Origin of the sequence: Catenovulum sp. SX2 (assembly GCF_052056295.1) — a bacterium.
Taxonomy (GTDB): Bacteria; Pseudomonadota; Gammaproteobacteria; order Enterobacterales; family Alteromonadaceae; genus Catenovulum.
Genome location: NZ_CP182494.1, coordinates 38,671 through 56,153, shown reverse-complemented (window position 1 = coordinate 56,153; position 17,483 = coordinate 38,671). Strand labels below are relative to the sequence as shown.

At 40.7% G+C, this 17,483-nt stretch carries 11 protein-coding genes; 5 read left to right on the top strand and 6 right to left on the bottom strand.

Translation table 11 applies throughout. The features are described 5' to 3' along the window. Positions 1 to 125 precede the first annotated feature (125 nt). Positions 126 to 1,127 carry a LacI family DNA-binding transcriptional regulator gene (locus tag ACMZOO_RS17720; protein WP_440906558.1) on the top strand — a complete coding sequence of 334 codons (1,002 nt, stop codon included), beginning with the start codon at positions 126 to 128 and terminating at the stop codon, positions 1,125 to 1,127. 90 nt (positions 1,128 to 1,217) lie between these two features. Here the strand turns inward: ACMZOO_RS17720 and manA are convergent, their stop codons facing one another. The 3 genes from manA to ACMZOO_RS17705 are packed head-to-tail and all read right to left on the bottom strand — an operon-like array spanning position 1,218 to position 5,072. Further along, a complete protein-coding gene (gene manA, locus ACMZOO_RS17715; RefSeq protein WP_440906557.1) occupies positions 1,218 to 2,429 on the bottom strand; it encodes a mannose-6-phosphate isomerase, class I in 1,212 nt (403 codons plus the stop codon). Between the two features lie 55 nt (positions 2,430 to 2,484). Then, entirely contained in the window at positions 2,485 to 3,726 is a 1,242-nt protein-coding gene (locus ACMZOO_RS17710; protein ID WP_440906556.1) for a hexokinase family protein, read from the bottom strand. Then, positions 3,726 to 5,072, bottom strand: coding sequence for a sugar porter family MFS transporter (locus tag ACMZOO_RS17705; RefSeq protein ID WP_440906555.1), 1,347 nt, complete (start codon positions 5,070 to 5,072; stop codon positions 3,726 to 3,728). Before ACMZOO_RS17705 ends, ACMZOO_RS17710 begins: the two co-directional genes overlap by 1 nt. A 431-nt stretch (positions 5,073 to 5,503) precedes the next feature. Between ACMZOO_RS17705 and ACMZOO_RS17700 the strand changes: the two genes are divergently transcribed. Next, entirely contained in the window at positions 5,504 to 8,389 is a 2,886-nt protein-coding gene (locus ACMZOO_RS17700; RefSeq protein WP_440906554.1) for a glycosyl hydrolase, read from the top strand. Positions 8,390 to 8,444: 55 nt separating this feature from the next. Next, positions 8,445 to 11,570, top strand: a complete 3,126-nt coding sequence (locus ACMZOO_RS17695; RefSeq protein WP_440906553.1) for a TonB-dependent receptor — start codon at positions 8,445 to 8,447, stop codon at positions 11,568 to 11,570. 73 nt (positions 11,571 to 11,643) lie between these two features. On the opposite strand, the gene ACMZOO_RS17690 is transcribed toward ACMZOO_RS17695, so the two are convergent. The 3 genes from ACMZOO_RS17690 to trmJ form a co-directional block, all read right to left on the bottom strand. Further along, a complete protein-coding gene (locus ACMZOO_RS17690; protein WP_440906552.1) occupies positions 11,644 to 12,294 on the bottom strand; it encodes an MOSC domain-containing protein in 651 nt (216 codons plus the stop codon). A 107-nt stretch (positions 12,295 to 12,401) separates the two neighbouring features. Next, positions 12,402 to 13,229: a serine O-acetyltransferase gene (cysE, locus tag ACMZOO_RS17685; RefSeq protein ID WP_440906550.1), complete on the bottom strand. Its 828-nt coding sequence runs from the start codon at positions 13,227 to 13,229 to the stop codon at positions 12,402 to 12,404. A 13-nt stretch (positions 13,230 to 13,242) separates the two neighbouring features. Continuing rightward, complete coding sequence (trmJ, locus tag ACMZOO_RS17680) at positions 13,243 to 13,956, bottom strand: tRNA (cytosine(32)/uridine(32)-2'-O)-methyltransferase TrmJ (RefSeq protein WP_440906549.1); 714 nt, start codon at positions 13,954 to 13,956, stop codon at positions 13,243 to 13,245. Between the two features lie 166 nt (positions 13,957 to 14,122). Here trmJ and ACMZOO_RS17675 point away from each other — a divergent pair, with 166 nt between their 5' ends. Next, positions 14,123 to 15,277 (top strand): sugar ABC transporter substrate-binding protein, encoded by a 1,155-nt coding sequence (locus tag ACMZOO_RS17675; protein WP_440906548.1) that lies wholly within the window; start codon positions 14,123 to 14,125, stop codon positions 15,275 to 15,277. After that, positions 15,270 to 17,480: an ATP-binding protein gene (locus ACMZOO_RS17670; RefSeq protein WP_440906547.1), complete on the top strand. Its 2,211-nt coding sequence runs from the start codon at positions 15,270 to 15,272 to the stop codon at positions 17,478 to 17,480. Before ACMZOO_RS17675 ends, ACMZOO_RS17670 begins: the two co-directional genes overlap by 8 nt. Positions 17,481 to 17,483: the final 3 nt, after the last annotated feature.

Sequence of the window (17,483 nt, the reverse complement as noted above, 5' to 3'; positions counted from 1 at the left end):
AATTTAACGTAACCGGTTTTCACTGCATTGTTATTGACTTAAAAGTTAATTTTGTTAGTGGATTTACATTTGTTTCTTTGATAAATTTACTAAAAATTAATCTAACACAACACAAGAATAAGCCTATGAGTAATATTCGAGCCGTCGCAAAAAAGGCCGGTGTATCAATTGCCACCGTGTCTCGAGCTTTTACCAACCCTGAAAAAGTATCAAAAAACAGCTTAAAAAAAGTCATGGATGCGGTAGACGCTGTTGGTTATCGCCCGAATATGATGGCTAGAAATTTTCGTTCTGCTAAAGCCTATGCTGTGGTTGTATTAGTACCGGATTTTGCAAACTTATTCTTCACTAAAGTTATTCGTGCAATCCAAGAAACCGCTGTGCAAAACGGTTACAACATATTGTTAGGTGAAACCCGTGACAATGAAAGACGTGAAGCCGAATACATACGTTTAGTTGAATCGCGCCAAGCTGATGGTGTTATTCAATTACGTCCACATACCCCTGATTATAAACTGTTACCTAATCAACATATTCCGGCAGTTGCAGCTTGTGGTGCTTCGGGTACACCTTATGTGTCAGTTCGAATGGATCACGCTGCAGCGTCTCTATCAATAATGAACTACCTCATTTCCATGGGCCATAAACGCATTGGTTGTATTGCAGGTTTAGAAGACAATCCACATAGCATAGATAGATTTGAAGGTTACAAACAAGCGCTGGCCGATGCAGGCATAGAATTTGACCCTGAGTTAGTTTTTGAAGGTGACTTTACTATGTCGTCAGGTCACGCTGGCGGTGAGTATTTTGCCAATATGCCTGATAGACCTACCGCAGTATTTTCAATGAATGATGAAATGGCGGTAGGTGCGATTAAAGCATTCAAAGAAGTGGGATTAAAAGTACCGGAAGATGTTTCTATCACAGGTTTTGACGATTTGCCTTTTGCAACTTATACAGATCCAGCATTAACTACAGTGCGCCAACCAGCTGAAGAAATGGGTAAAAAAGCCATGCAGTTGTTATTGCAAATTATGGATGGCAAAGAAGTAAACCAGTCAGAATTTATTTTAAAACACGACTTTGTTGTGCGTGAAAGTGTTAAACCTGTTCGAGCTAAGGCTTAATACAACTAATCTAAACACCGAATAAATAGAAAAAGGCTTGTTTACCCAAGCCTTTTTCTTTTTTAGTTTGCGGGCTGAGCTAGCTTAAGCTTAATTAAGGTGTAATTGCGTATACACCCGAGCCACGCTTGCTGTGCCGGATAAAGTTAGCCCGTCAGCCGATGCAGGTAACAAAAAGGCTTGGCCATTGGTGAAGTTTTGTCCGTCAATTTGCACACAGCCCTTGACCACAAAATACAACTCAGCAGAGCCTGATTGACCACAAACAAATTCATCATCCACTAAATTTAATAATTGCAATTGAAAGTCTGGTACAGGTACATCAAAGGTATGTTCACGCTCGCCTCTTGATAGCTGTTGAACTTGAATATTATTGGCAGCACTGTCATAACGAGTTACTTTAATCAGCTCTTGTCTATCCATAAATTTCTGGGTTAAACCACCACGTAGTACATTGTCTGAGTTGGCCATAACTTCAATGCCAGTGCCTTGCAAATATGCATGTGGGCAGCCAGCGCCTAAAAATATCGCTTGGCCCGGTTGCAGTACAATCAAGTTAAGAATTAGCGGGAAAAATATGCCGCTATCAACGCCATAAATTCGATACAGCTCAGCAACCCAATATAATTCGACGTCGGTTTCTGCTAACTTTTTCGCATTAGCGACAGCCTGAGCACAAGCTAGCTCAAGCGGCTCTTGCTCTAAATACAACAACCAGGCATAAAACTCTTCGACAATTTGCTGCTGAGTCGATTCCGATTGCTCTGTAGCAACTAATAACTTGTTACACCAAGGTGTAAACAACTCAACATTCAGTTTAGCAAGCGCCTGAGCCATTTGTTGTACTGGGCGAAAGCCCGCCATAGCGGAAAAATTAGTTAATGCATAGATAAGCTCAGGTTTATGGTTATCGTCTTTATAATTACAATTTTTATCAGTCGTTTTAATGCCCGCCTGCTGCTCAAGCTTAAAGCCGATTTCAGCTTGGGCTTTCGACGGATGCACTTGAATAGATAAAGCTTGTTTAGCAGATAATATTTTAAATAAATAAGGCAGCTTATTCGCCATCAACTGACAGTGTTCGCCCAAGATAGCTTGAGGGTTTTGCTCAATAACTTGATCTAAGGCTAAGTTGTATTCAACCGCGAATGACGGCAAATTTGGATGTGCACCAACCCATAATTCAGCAAGTGGCAGATTGCCTGCTGGAGCGCTAATAGCCAAGATTTTTGCAATGTCGCTGTCTGTCCCCCAATCGTAATGCTGATAACTATTTTCTAATCGGATGATTTTTGATTCCACCAAAACCTCACTTAACCGGTTACATTTTAAAATTAAAAATTTAAGAAAACTAAAACTAAGCAGAATGCTGTAATTGAACTGCGGCTTGTTTATTCGCTAATGCAGCAATTGCCGCACCTTTTAAATTGGCTTGTTCCACTTTACAGATATCCACGGCAAGTGCCTGCCAGCCTTTTACAGCCAAAACGTCGTCTAAACTATCGGTAACTAGCTGATTAAATCCACCCAACTTATGCCCTGATGCCCAAAACAAACCACCTTCACAAACAAACCTAAAGGTTTTAGCTTTTGGATTAACATAAGTTAGATGATGTTCAATTAATCCTAACATTTGAATTGAGATAAGCTGGGCCGCTCGAATCATTAGACTAATGGCACTGCAAACTTCAGCGGAAGCTGAACTATTGCTATCGATAAATTGCATCACACCTTTTGCGCCCTGTTTTGGATCAACCGCAGCATCGGGATAAGCGGCATGAAAAATTCGCGCTAAATACATACCAGAAACTGCTTTTTCAAATACTTGCATGCCTGGGTTTTCCGACTCTTGGTCGACTAAGCTATCGAATTCGGTTAAACAGCTAGGATTAAAATTACCTGATTCTAAATTAACCGGCATTTCGCCCAAGTGGCTATGCTGATCGGGCAATTTTGCAATCAACTGAGCTGGAATAAGCGCTGCAGTATTAAAACCTGTGCCGGCAATTAAGCCAAAAGTTGCGTCCGTTATTGGCAAAGTCAATCCTGCTAATAAGCTAGCAACTGTGTCATTAATAACGGTTGGATGGGTTAACTCTACTTGATGAACACGCGAAATATAATCGATAAAAGTTTTACCGACTAACTGACCTTCTGTGTCGTTTACATGCAAACCTTTGGTCCAATGGATCAACTGCGCATCACCATTAGTGAGCCCATCTGCCGGAAAAGAAAAACAATATCCCAACGGCAAATCTTGGATATGGCCACAGTTGATTAAGGCGTCTGCCTGCTTTTCTAGATAATCAATTTTGTTGTAACTGATGCCGCGCTTCCACGGCATTTGAATAGGTAAAGCTCGAGAAATTGCAAACACTTTGCCATCTCTAAAAACAACTTTGGCTGCGCGCAAATTAGAGCCACCTAAGTCAAGTACACATGCATCGCCATTAAAACGACTTTGTTTAATGGTTACAAAGGTAGGTAAACACTTTAACTGCTGAGCAGGTTTAGCTAAACCGTCGGTTATACGCCAAACAAGTTCGCTGGCTTGTTGTAATATTGTCTCAGTGGCTAATCTAAAATCAATATAGGCCATTAGGCTTTAACCTCTTGTTGTTCATTAGTTTGATGTTCTGCCATGACCTTATCAGCAATATTTTCTAACGACTGGCCTTTAGTTTCCGGCATCCAATATCTAACAAACAATAGTTGTAAAACCATCATAAATGCAAAAAAGAAGAAAATTTGATCAACTTTAAATGCTTGCAGTGCAGCAGGCATAACTAGAGTAATGAGTGCAGCAAATACCCAGTGGGTACCACAGCCAATTGCTTGCCCTGCTGAACGCACAGAATTTGGGAATATCTCCGCAATAAATACCCAAATTACTGCGCCTTGGCCAATTGCGTGTGAGGCGATAAATGCAAATACAGCTAATACCACAACCATACCTGAACTGTCGGTATTAAAAGCCCAAGCGACAATTAACAAAGATGTTATATAGCCAACAGAGCCAATATACATCAGAGTTTTACGACCCAACTTATCAATTAAATACACACCTAACATAGTAAACAATAGGTTAACTAAACCAATACCAGCAGACGATAATAAAGCAGAGTCAGCGTCCAAACCGGCAAGCGCAAACACTCGCGGCGCAAAGTAAATAATAAAATTAATCCCAGATAATTGATTAAAAAAGGCGATTAAAAATGCCAATACAATCGGCCAGCGAAAGGTGTTTTGCCAGATAGACTTTTGTGTCGCATCTTGGCCATCGCTTAGAATATTTTTAATCACTTTCTGTGGATTTGCTTCGCCCAATTTTTCTAATATAGCTAAAGCTTTTTGATTGTTTTGTTTAAACAAGACTAACCATCTTGGGCTTTCCGGCACTTTTAATACCAATAATACAAATACTGCCGCTGGCAAAACTTCGACAGCTAACATCCAGCGCCAGTCATGATCTGTATTGCCCGAAATTAAATAATTGGAGAAAAACGCAACTAAAATTCCAAGAACCAATTGAAATTGGTACAGAGCAACTAAACGCCCTCTATGTTTTGCTGGCGCAATTTCGGATATATAAGCAGGCACAGCAATAGATGACGCGCCGACACCTAAACCACCAATAAAACGGAAAAATGAGAACGAATAAGGATCAGGTGCTAATGCTGAGCCCAACGCCGAAACCAAATACAATAATCCAATGATAATCAAAGTTGTTTTTCGGCCTAAGCCATCACACGGCCACTTAGCAAACAAGGCGCCAATCACAGTACCCCATAACGCCGAAGACATAATAAAGGCACCATGAAAAAACGGCGAGGTGTTCCACTGCGTTTGGATCAACGCATCTGCGCCGGAAATAACAGCAGTGTCAAAACCAAATAAAAAACCTGCGACCGCCACTGTAATTGACCAATAAACTAAGTTGCTCATAAATCCTCCAATTGAACCAGAGCAACAATGTAACCGGTTATCACAAAAATGTAAATAATTTAGTCAAAAACTTGCTCACTTTAACCTTATGGACAATTAACTTGCAAAATATCGACACATTAACTGCAAAACAAGGTGCGAAAGTCCGAACATATAAAATGGCAAAAAATAAAAAACCGGTTACAACAAAAATAAACCTAAATATCAATTAGATAAAACAACAAAGTTAAAATAAATGTAAATTTTTATATTTTTATGTTGATCTAACCGCCACAATAAAATACGATTTATTGTAAATCACTTGTGAAAAAACATAACAAAACGTTTAGTTCCTTGTGCATTTAAACGAACAATAAATGTAACCGGTTTATATTTATTACCAGAGAATTATAACTTACAAACAGAAACAAAGGTTTAATATGAGGTTCAACATGACAACGCCTTTCAATAGAAAACCGCTAGTCGCTGTTATATCTGCATTATTACTAGCAGGGACAACCGCAGGCTGTGTGGAAGAAGGAACAACAAACGCAGATAGCGTTGAGTACACACCAGAAGATCGCCCACTGGGAGTATTAGCTGGTGAAGACACAGAAGGTTCGCCAAACGCAACGATAATATTAGATGGCCGCTTTATCGGCTACCCTATTCCAGCCGGTTACACACTTGAATGGGAGCAAATTAAAGGTCAAGACATTACACCAACTAATGGTTGGACCAATGAAGATTTAGAATTTGTCGCGCCTGTTGTTGATGGTTTAGAAACATTTGAATTTAAACTGAAAATATTGGATGAAAACGGCCTGCAAGTTGCCGATGAAAATGGCAGCTTATACGAAGACAACGCCAAAGCGATTATCTTCGACCAAAGCTTAGTGCAAACTTTCGAAGCAGGTGAGCCAGGTATAGAAGTGTTAGACGCAGATGGCAATCCAATTATGTTAGACGGTGCTGCTGTTTTAAACGTTGAAACTGAATTAGTTGGCGATATCTCACTGGTTACAGAGACAACCGGATATTCTGGCGAAGGTTATATTTCAGATATGGTTCCAAGTGCGTCTGTTAACATGAAAATTTATGTTAAAGAAACAGGCAATTATTCAGTTTGGACTGGCTTTCGCTCGCAATACGACCAAAAAGGTTACCAAATTACTTTAGATGGTTTAGCCATCGAAGGCATGTTTCCATTAAGTGGCGCGTTTGCTGAAAAACGTATTGGCGTCTACCAACTTGAGCAAGGTTACCATGATGTTGAAATTTGTTGTGGCTGGGGCTACTACGAAATTGATTATTTAAAGTTATTACCCGCAGCACCGCCTGAGCCACCAAAAGCAGTCGCACCTAGCCTAGTCAATGCAAACGCAACAGAGCAAACACAAGCACTTATGACAGTGCTTACCGACAACTATGGTAAAAAGGCATTTACTGGCCAGCAAGAAGCACCTTGGACGGTAAGCGAAGACTTACTTAAAGAAGCAAATGCGATCAAATCAGCAGTTGGTGAACTACCAGCTGTTATGGGATTTGATTTAATGAACTATTCATCTTCTCGCATTGCCAATGGCCAAACAACTGATGAATATACTGAAAAAGTCATCAATGCCTATAACCAAGGCAAAATGATGCTAACAATGGCCTGGCATTGGAATGCGCCTATGCATTTGCTTGACCAAGGGGATGGCAAAGACAAAGATGGCAATGCGTTATCAAGAGACGCCAAACAACATTGGGATCAAGGATTTTATTCATCTGCGACAACTTTTGATTTAGCCGCAGCGCTGGCAGATACACAAAGCGATGAATATAAAGCGCTGATCAGCGACATTGCAATTATTGCAGCAGAGCTGCAAAAACTTGAAGACGAAGATATTCCAGTATTGTGGCGTCCGCTGCATGAAGCAGAAGGTGAATGGTTCTGGTGGGGCAGTGCAGGCTCAGCAGCTTATGTTGAGTTGTGGAAATTACTCTATAACGAACTAACTATCACCCATGGTTTAGATAACTTGATTTGGGTATTTACTGCTGAAAGTACCAGCAGCGACTGGTATCCAGGTGATAATTATGTCGACATTATCGGTGTGGATGGTTATCACAGCGCATCCGGCTTGTATGACAGCGAATACAAAGCACTCAAAGAAATTTTTGACGGCAAAAAGCTTATTGCTTTGACCGAAGTAGGCAATACACCAGATGTTCAAGCTCAACAAGATTTAGATGTTTGGTACAGCTATTTTGTAACTTGGAATGGATTTGTTCAAACTGAAAACTTAGAAAAAGCCTACAAAGCTGAACACGCACTCAATAGTGACGATATTGACCGTATTGGCGGAGAACAACTGGCGCCACCTCCAGTTGTTATAGGTGGTGTTACGCACAGTACCTATGAAGGTGCTTGGCAATTACAAGTTAACTGGGCAGCAACTGATGGCATCAGTTTGTCAAATGGCTGGGCGTCAAGCGGTACAACTGCGTTGACAGGCAGCAAAGACTTGAGCCAACAAGCTGGTGCTAATGCAGTTATCCTACAAACCTATCCAACTGACGGCTTTGATGTAACCGGTATAGATAAAATTAAATTGTCAGCGAATGCGATTAACGCAGGCCCTGACACTACCGCAAAATTATGGGCTAAAGATGGCAGTGGTACATGGCGAGACGCAGGTGCAACTTTAATTACCTCAGGCGGTATCGAGCTCAGTATTGATGTTGCAGACATAGACACAGTATCTGGCCTAGGTGTGCAATTCGAAGCATTTGATGGCTCAGCAACAAATGCACTGTTTTTTGTCGACCAAGTTAGATTTGACGACACTCTAGTCGAAGACTTTGCCGCACCGCTCACCCACTATGCATACGATGGCAGTTGGGAGTTCCAGAAAAACTGGTCGCCGACTGACGGCAATACTTTGTCAAATGGATGGTCAGCCGATGGTTTATTAGCACTAACTGGCAGCATAGACCTAACTGCCGCAGAAAATTCGGATGCAACTTCGTTAATTTTACAAAGTTACCAAGGGTTTGACGTAACCGGTGTTTCCACGATTAAAGTGACGGTAAATGCGGCCAATGTCGGCGCAACTGCAACCGGCAAGTTATGGGCAAAAGATGCTGACGGTGCATGGCGTGATGCTGGCGCTAGCCTTATTCCCAATGGTGGTATTGAGCTGACACTAGATGTAGCAGACATAGACACAGTTAGCGGCATGGGCATTCAATTTGAAGGCTTCGATTTAACCTCAGCTGAAGCCATGGTGTTTATCGACAAAATTACCTTTGACGACACCCTAGTAGAAAGTTTCGAGCCGAGCAACGACTAACCGTATTTGAAATTAGGGTGGACTTGCTCCCCCTAATTCTTTCGAGGAAGATTTTATGAAAAAATATAACAAATTTGGCAAAAGCCTATTAGCAACCAGCATATTGGCCGGTATATACGCACCAAATGCACTTTCACAACAAACTGAACAAGCACAAGCTGACGAAAACACCGAAGTCATTCAAGTACGTGGTTTTCGAGGCTCTGCAATAAAATCGTTAGCAAACAAACAGTTTTCGAATACTGTAATGGATTCAATCACAGCAACCGACATAGGTAAATTACCTGATGCAACCATAGCTGATTCGTTACAACGTATTCCAGGCATTCAAATTAATCGTTCGGCTGGTGAAGGTAATTCGCCCAACATTCGAGGCAACAGTAATGTTGCGGTTACCCTCAACGGTGAACAAATGATGACAGCTGGGGCAATTACAGTTGTGCAGCCAAGCTTTACCGATATTCCAGCAACTATGGTTTCGGGTGTTGATGTATTTAAGTCGAGCCAAGCATCCATCTTAAACGGAGGGGTCAGTGGTACAATCAACTTAAAAACCTATCGTCCATTTGAGTTAACTCAAGGTTTAACCTTAACTGGCAAAGCAGAAGCGATTAAAGGTTCATACGGTGACGAAACCGATAAATCTTTGTCTTTGTTTACTGGTTTCTACAACGGTGATGATTTTGGAGCAACGCTCAACGTTTCACACTCGACAGTCAACTTAGCAGATTATGCAGTTGGTGCCAGTGGTAGCGATTGGGGATTTATCGCCAACGAAAAAAAATCATTTGTTGAAGACGACACTGACGCTTCATTTGATGGTGATACCAACGACTTATTTTATGCATTTCAAGGACACGAGGCGTCAAACCGCTTTATCGAACGTGAAAGAAACGGTTTAAACGGTGCAATTCAGTGGCGATTAACTGATTCGGTAGAAGTTTTAGCCGATGTTTTTTATACAAAAATGCAAGAACATCAACGCCAAGCTGGTTTTATTGCTAGCCAAGCATGGCAAGGCGAAACCGGCTGGTTTACCCCAAGTATGCTTGACGGTGAGTTAACTGGTGCTATTGCCCACCCTATCCACACAGGAGCAGAGCGCACGCTAGTCGAAGAAGGTAATTTGTATAGCTTGCAAGCTGGTGAGTTACAAGCGCGCCGAACTATGGTGCATAGTGAAACCCATGCAATTGACAAAGAGTCACTCAATACCAATCTAGAAATTAAATTTGATAATGGTGGTGATCTTAAAGCTTCTGTACGCTGGGTGCATGGCGAAGCGGTTGAGAAAAAACAACATTCTGTAGTCGATGCTTATATAAATAACGGCTGCCAAGCCAACGCAACTTATAAATCAGCCGAGTTTTTAGCCAATGAAGATGCTGTTTGTGAAGACTCACCAGTTAATCCTTGGGGTTATGCCGGCGAAGCAGCAAGTTTACCGGACGGTACAGCAGTCGATGGTGCTTATACGCAAATTCCTATCGGCATTGCCTATCAAGGTGATAAACAAACTTGGAGCTTGCCTGAAATGCAAGTTGTTGAAGCTGACGGCTCAGTAACCATTGAAAAATTTGGTAGCAATATCAATAGATACAGCGCAACCTCAACCAATCTAACAGGCTACAATCGCAACGGTGAATTTGATGCCTTCAGACTAGATGCCAACTATTACTTAGATGCATTTGCCATTACGTCTGTAGATTTTGGTGCGCGTTATGGTATCAGGAAAGTTGACCAACAAGAATGGACTGGTTTAGCCGTGCGCACTAACGGCCAAGGTGATCCATATGTCGCGCGCTGGAAAGATTCAGCAAGCCAAGCACCAACAACAGGTGAATCATATATCGAGCCAATTTCGTTTAACGATAGTCGATTGGCTGGAAAAATCACTCAGATAGATGATTTTGTTGGCGCTGAAGGTTTAGGTTCACTTTATTTTGTCGACCCTAAGGCTATGGATGATCCGTTAGCCTTCCATACCGCGTTATACGGCACACAAATTCAAGCACCTAACCCAGATTTAACCTATGAGTTAGAAGAAAAAACCACTAGCATTTATGCTCAAGCCAATTTGAGCACAGAACTAGCGAATCTGCCGCTGCGTGGTAATTTTGGTTTCCGTTACGTACAAACTGAAATTGACGTTGAACAAGCGAACGTTGACTCTAAAGCACGCAGCTTAACCTTCAACAACCAAGATTACTTAATTGGCCCAGGTGCACCATTTAAAAAAGATGCACCTTTAATTAGCGACAATAGCTACAACGACTTTTTGCCGAGTTTAAACTTAACTTTAAATTTAACCGATGAACATTTAGTCCGTTTTAGCTTTAACAAAACCTTAGGTAATCACAATACCAACGATTTAGGTGGTGGTATTACGGTAACTCGCATTCTGGGTTGTAATGTGCAAACACCATCAGGCGAAACTGTATTCTGTGCCACTGGTGCTAATGCTATAGGTAGCCCCAAATTAGAACCACAGCGCAGCACCAACCTAGATTTAAGTTACGAGTGGTACTTTAATGACACAGGTTTATTAAGTGTAGGTTTGTTTAAAATTGACGAAGACACAGCCATAGTGCAAGGCACAGTGTTCCGTGACGATATTGTTGATTCCGACGGCGTGGTGCGTGGTTATGACATCAACACCCAAACCCAAACAGGTTTAGTTAAAACCACAACCAAAGTGAATGTGTCTGGTGGTGCAACAAAAGGTGTCGAATTTCAGTACCAACAAGGGTTTGACTTTTTACCAGCGCCGTTCGACGGTTTGGGTGTGCAAACAAGTTATACCTACTCGTCAGCAAAAGGTGGTGATCTAGATTATTATGGCAACGAATTACCAGTTGCAGATAACTCTAAACATTCGGGTAACTTTGTATTGTGGTACGACAAAGACGGTTTCCAAGCGCGTATCGCAGCCAATATGCGTAGCAAACGTTATGAGTGGTTAGTTAACAAAGACCCTTATTATTTTGCACGCTACCAAAAACCAACAACTTATATTGATGCATCAATGAGTTATGACATTAATGATAAAGTTACGCTGTCGTTGCAAGGTATTAATTTAACCGAGCAAGCAAACGAGTCATACCTTCAATGGGAAGACTTAACTGATGAGCGTTTTTATAACGAACGTCGAGTAACTCTAGGTATTCAAGTAAGAATCTAACCTTTGTAAGTCAATTAGGTTATAAGCCAAAGCGCTAGTTGAGTAATCACTAGCGCTTTTTTGTATTCAGTGATTAAGCATGTTTCGTTAAATACTTAGCCAACTGCCCTTTCCAAGCTTCAGACAAAGTTGCTAGTTCAACCGCTTTAGCAATTATAGGTAAACCTTGTGCAACATCTTGGTTGTAATAGGCATTAAACAAAGTTTGTACCGGCACACTGTTTTGTGCTTGTTCAACCAGCTCTAATTGCTGATCCGGTGCAATTGTGCCTGTTTGTAATACTCGAAAATAAATGCCAGTTTTGGCCGATTTAGTAAATAAACGTGGCATTTCAGCGTTATCAAATTTAAGTCCGAGTTTAAAACAAGGCACACGCGGTTGGCTGGCTTGCAATAAACAACTGCCAATTTTGAAAATATCACCAATTTGAATGCTGGCTTCGTCTAACTCTGAAAAGGTAAAGTTTTCGCCAAAACTACCAAAGTCCAATTCTAATAACCCGAGTTTGTCTTTCCAATACGCATAATGGGCAAAGCTATACGCATACACAGCTTTGTCTAAGCCACCATGGTTTTGTAAATCAGCTTGTTCGTCACCTTGAATATGATCTTCAAAAACTTCAACCGCTTGATAAATCGGCTTTTTAAAAATGCCGGTTTCAATTTGCCGAGTGCCATAATTAATCAGCTGTGTTTTCGAAACATTAATAGAGAGAAGTTGCATGCAGTTGTCCAGTAAACAGAGATACATTTACTATATCAAAACAACTCAAGATTTTTTAGCAAATTAAGCCTTAAACATCATGCTTAAGGCTTAACTGTAGATAAGGTTTATATTTGAGGATCAAACGACTCATGTTGTGATTGGCGACTACGCGCCGCGTCTTGTTCTGCTTTAACCACATCATCATCATCAATTGATAAATTAGGCAAAGCTTGATCACAAACATCACCACCCATTTTTTTCACTTCACGGCAAAGTTCCGCCACTTTACTGTCCATAATATGCAAATGGTCGAGTATCTTCCCAATATGATTGGCAACTGGATCTGGGTTGTCGGCGCTAACCGCATAAGCATCAAAACCATATTTTTCTGCTATCGCTTTGCGTTGTTCTGTTACCCCATCTTTTTCTGCAGGTTTAGCTTTAGAGGTAACTACTTTACCGGGTATACCAACCACAGTGGCACCTTCAGCAACGTCTTTAACCACAACAGAATTTGAACCGATTTTGGCATTTTCCCCAATATAAATTGGCCCTAGTACTTTTGCGCCAGCACCTACTACCACACCATTGCCAAGTGTCGGGTGGCGTTTACCTTTGTTCCAACTTGTGCCACCTAAAGTAACGCCGTGGTACAAAGTAACATCATCACCAATTTCAGCGGTTTCGCCGATAACCACGCCCATACCGTGGTCGATAAAAAAACGGCGGCCAATGGTTGCCCCAGGGTGAATTTCAATACCAGTTAACCAACGCGCTAAATTCGAGACAAAACGCGCTAACCATTTCCAGTTATTTTTATACAAAGGATGGCTTACTCTATGCCACCAAATTGCTTGCATACCTGGGTAATTGGTTAATACATCAATAAAATTGCGTGCTGCCGGATCGCGATGAAATACCGAATCGATATCTTCTTTTAAACGCTCAAACATTTAATAAATCCTGTTATTTGGTCAACTTATCAATAGACGACAAAATACCGCGTAAAATATTTAACTCTTGCGTTTCAGGGCGGGCGCGATTGTACAAACGACGAAGTTTTGCCATCACCTGCCCTGGATGATTTTTGACGATAAAATCAGTTTTCGACAAAGTTGTCTCTAAATGAGTATAGAAGCGTTCTAAATCTTCAACTAGTGGATAAGGTTCAACTTCCGACTTTATTTCAGTATTTGCCAAGTGCGCCATGCGAATTTCATAACACAGGGTTTGCACGGCAGCGGCTAAATTAAGTGAACTATAATCAGGGTTTGCCGGTATAACAGCGTGAAAATGCGCTTTTTGTAGCTCTTCATTACTTAGGCCATTATTTTCTCGGCCAAATATTAATGCGACCTCACCTGTTTGCGCTTCTTCAACTAACTTGACGCCTGAATCACGTGGGTCCATTACTGGCCAAGATAAAGTGCGGCTGCGTGCACTGGTCGCTACCACTAGGCGGCAGCCTTCAATCGCTTCATCAAGCGTTTTAACAATGCGCGCATTACCTAAGACATCTGTTGCACCTGCAGCAAGTGCACTTGAGTGGCTGTCTGGCTCTTGCACTGGATCTACCAACCACAACTTAGATAACCCCATAGTTTTCATTGCTCGCGCAGTTGAGCCAATATTGCCGGTGTGCGAAGTATTTATCAAAATAATGCGGATGTTGTCTAACATGGTAAGGGATCCCGTGAATAGCTATTAGCAAGGGCGCGTATTCTAACACACCCTTTGTTTTTGTTAAGTTTTGCAAGAGGTTTAGCAGCGTTATCTCGCTCGCTTTTTTAATAATGGCAGCTAAACTCTATATAAACCACCACAACTCAAATTTTCACACAAGGTTATGCGCATTCAAAAGTTTGTATTGTTTTTAATTTTCAGCATACATTTTCAGCTTTCAGCGCAAACTTTAGAAGTTGCCATAGGCCATTCAAATCAAGGGTTTCAAGCTGTATTGCAACAATTTGCCCAGCAACAAAAGATTACGCTCAACAGCCGTTTTGTTGATAACAGCGAGCTAAAACTTGAACTATTAACTAGAGCAAAAAGTGGTAATCAACCTGATGCTGTAATTGTGCCCAATGATTTTATTGGGATAGAAGATATCCAATTTCAAGCCATTGCCCCTAATTGGCTAAATGCTAAATTAGAAAAAAAATCACTACAAATGGGTCAAGTAGATGGGCAACAACTCGGCATACCTATAGTTGCTGGCAATCATTTATTGATGTATTACAACAAATCACAGGTGAAAAAACCGGCGACGACTTGGGCAGAAATAAGCCAATTTAAACAAGAAAACAATATAGGATGGAGCTATTACGAAGCTTATTGGCTCGCGCCATTTTTAAATGCGTTTAATGCCTTTCCTCTGCAAAATGGCCAAATTGTATTTGACAATACTCAGCTAAAGTCTGCCCTAACCTTCTATTTTTCTTTGAAAAACAATCAAGTTATCGACACCAGCTGTAACTACAACTGTAACAATAATAAATTTAAAACAGGTCAACTAAGCTATTTTGTTTCAGGTTATTGGTCGTATGCTGATTTGTTAACTAGCATGGGGGAAAATTTAGGTGTTGCGCCTTTGCCGAAGATCAATGACACGCAGCTTCAGCCTTTTTATTCAGTACATGTACTGGCGTTTCCGAATAAAAAGCAAACAGCCGAAACTAAGCAGCTATTGGCAAAATTGAGTCATTTTTTACAACAGAAAGAAGTTCAAGAGCAGTTACTTAACAATTACCAATTATTGCCCGTGCATACCGAAGCTTTTGTTACTCAGGCTTCACAATTGACCGCTAATCTGTCGGTGGTGTTAACCGAATTAGAACGCGCGCAACCTTTACCTTCGCACAAATACATGCCGGTTTTATGGGCTGTGTTGACCAAAGGGTTTAATCGTTATGCCTCTGGTATTTACGATATAGACCAAAGCATAGAATATATGCAGCACATAACTGAACGCTCGTTGCAGCTGGATGATAACAATGAATAATAATGCTGCTACAACTTCATTTCGCGATACTATTTACAAATACATCGCCATTTTTATGAGCATACCCATTATTATTGTTGGTGGCTTTTTATCTGTGCATTTTTACCAGCAAGAACAAGATAAAATTCAACAAAATTTGTATTGGCAAACCAGCTCAATTGCCTCTTCGGTTATTAACCAAATTAACTACGCACAATTTCAGTCGTACGCTCTAAGTCGGAATAAATTTTTAGCCGAAACCCCAATCAATATTTTGTTTTCTGAATACGCGATAAAAGCCCTACAAAACTTTGTTGAAAACAACCAGTATATTCAAAGTGCTTTTATTATGGATGACTCAGGTTTTGTTATTGAAGGTTATCCATCTTTTACTTTAAAAGTGCAGTCACCTGACTTAACCGCTCTCACTTTAAGTTTATTTACTCGCCACCATTTTGACGATAAACAAATATATAACCTTACCAATGATATTAGCCCTGTTATGGCAATGCACCATGAACAAAGTAGCTTTGTCGCATTTGTGTTTCCGTTAATTATGGAGCAAGCATCCTTAGTAGATCCAACACGTACAACAGGTGTTTTATATGTAGTGTTAGATTTAGCTAATTTATTGAAACAAGAATTTGCCACAGAATCGGACGATCAATTTGTAGAATTTATCAGCCACCAGCAAGTATTGCACAGCAGTAAACATTCTCAATTTGATTCAATAGAAAGTAAACAAATTGCACTGCCGTATTATATAGAATCGCTGCAAGGGGCAAGCGCAATGAGCATCAAGCTCACCTATAACAAAGCACAAAAAATGAGTTCATTTTATAACGCCCTATTGTTTAGTTTAGTGCTGTTCTCTATTTGTTTATTGGTGCTGCTCATCCTACTGAAAAACCTCACAATACGGCTAATGAAGCCAGTGCAACAACTCGAAGAAATTAGCCAAAAATTCGCCAACGGCCAGTACAAAAACACCCAGCATACCAGCCAATATCAAGAAATTAATCAAGTTATGCAGTCATTAGACAGTATGGCGACAAAAATCGATCAACAAATAACGGGTTTAGAACAAGCCAAAACACGTGCCGAACATTCTGAAAAACTTAAATCTGAATTTCTCGCCAATATGAGCCATGAAATTCGCACACCAATGAATGGCGTTTTAGGTATGCTTGAGCTGGTGCGCCATCACCCACTCAATAAAGAACAATTAAGCTGGTTGGACAAAGCAACTATATCCGCCCAAAGCTTGTTAGTAATTATCAATGATATTTTAGACATCTCAAAAATTGAAGCAGGCAAACTTGAAATTGAAATGGTGCCGTTTAATTTAGCCGACACAATTGAAAGTGCGTTAAATGGCTTGCAATACCAAGCTGAACAAAAAGAAATAAAACTAGAATTAGCCATTCAAGCTGAAGCCAATGGTTATTGGCAGCAAGATCCTACGCGTATATCCCAAATATTAATTAACTTAGTTTCCAACGCGATAAAATTTACCAAACATGGTGGTGTAAAGCTGAAAGTAAACTTGCTAACTGAAGCCGCGCAAGATTATTTAGTATTTGCCATTACCGACACGGGAATTGGCATGAGTGAAGAGCAGCTAAAAAATGTCTTTGAAAAGTTTAAACAAGCTGACGCCAGCACCACTCGTAAATTTGGCGGTACAGGGCTAGGTTTAGCCATTTGTAAAAATTTAACCGAATTAATGGGTGGACAAATTTGGGTTGAGAGCAAAGAAAATATCGGCAGTACATTTTATGTCAAGCTACCCACTAGCGCATGTGATGAACAAACAGTTGAAAATGCTCAGCAGGATGTCCCCGCCCCTAACTTACAAAATTGCCGTATAGTTGTTGCCGAAGACAACATGATCAACCAAGAGATTATGCAGTTTTTATTGTTAGAAACTCGCGCAGAAGTAATTTTGGTTGAAGATGGTGAACAAGCTATTGAACAAGCAAGCAAACAGCCAACCAACATAGTTTTAATGGATGTGCAAATGCCAGTAATGGATGGCTTAACCGCGACGAAAAAGCTACGCGAGCAAGGATTTAGCCAACCCATAGTCATGCAAACGGCAAATGTAATGCAGGAAGACATCAAAACATATTTAGCCGCCGGTGCTAATGCACACGTTGGTAAACCTATTGATAAAAACCAACTGTATAGAGCGCTCACAAACTTTTGTAAACCAATAGGTTAAGGG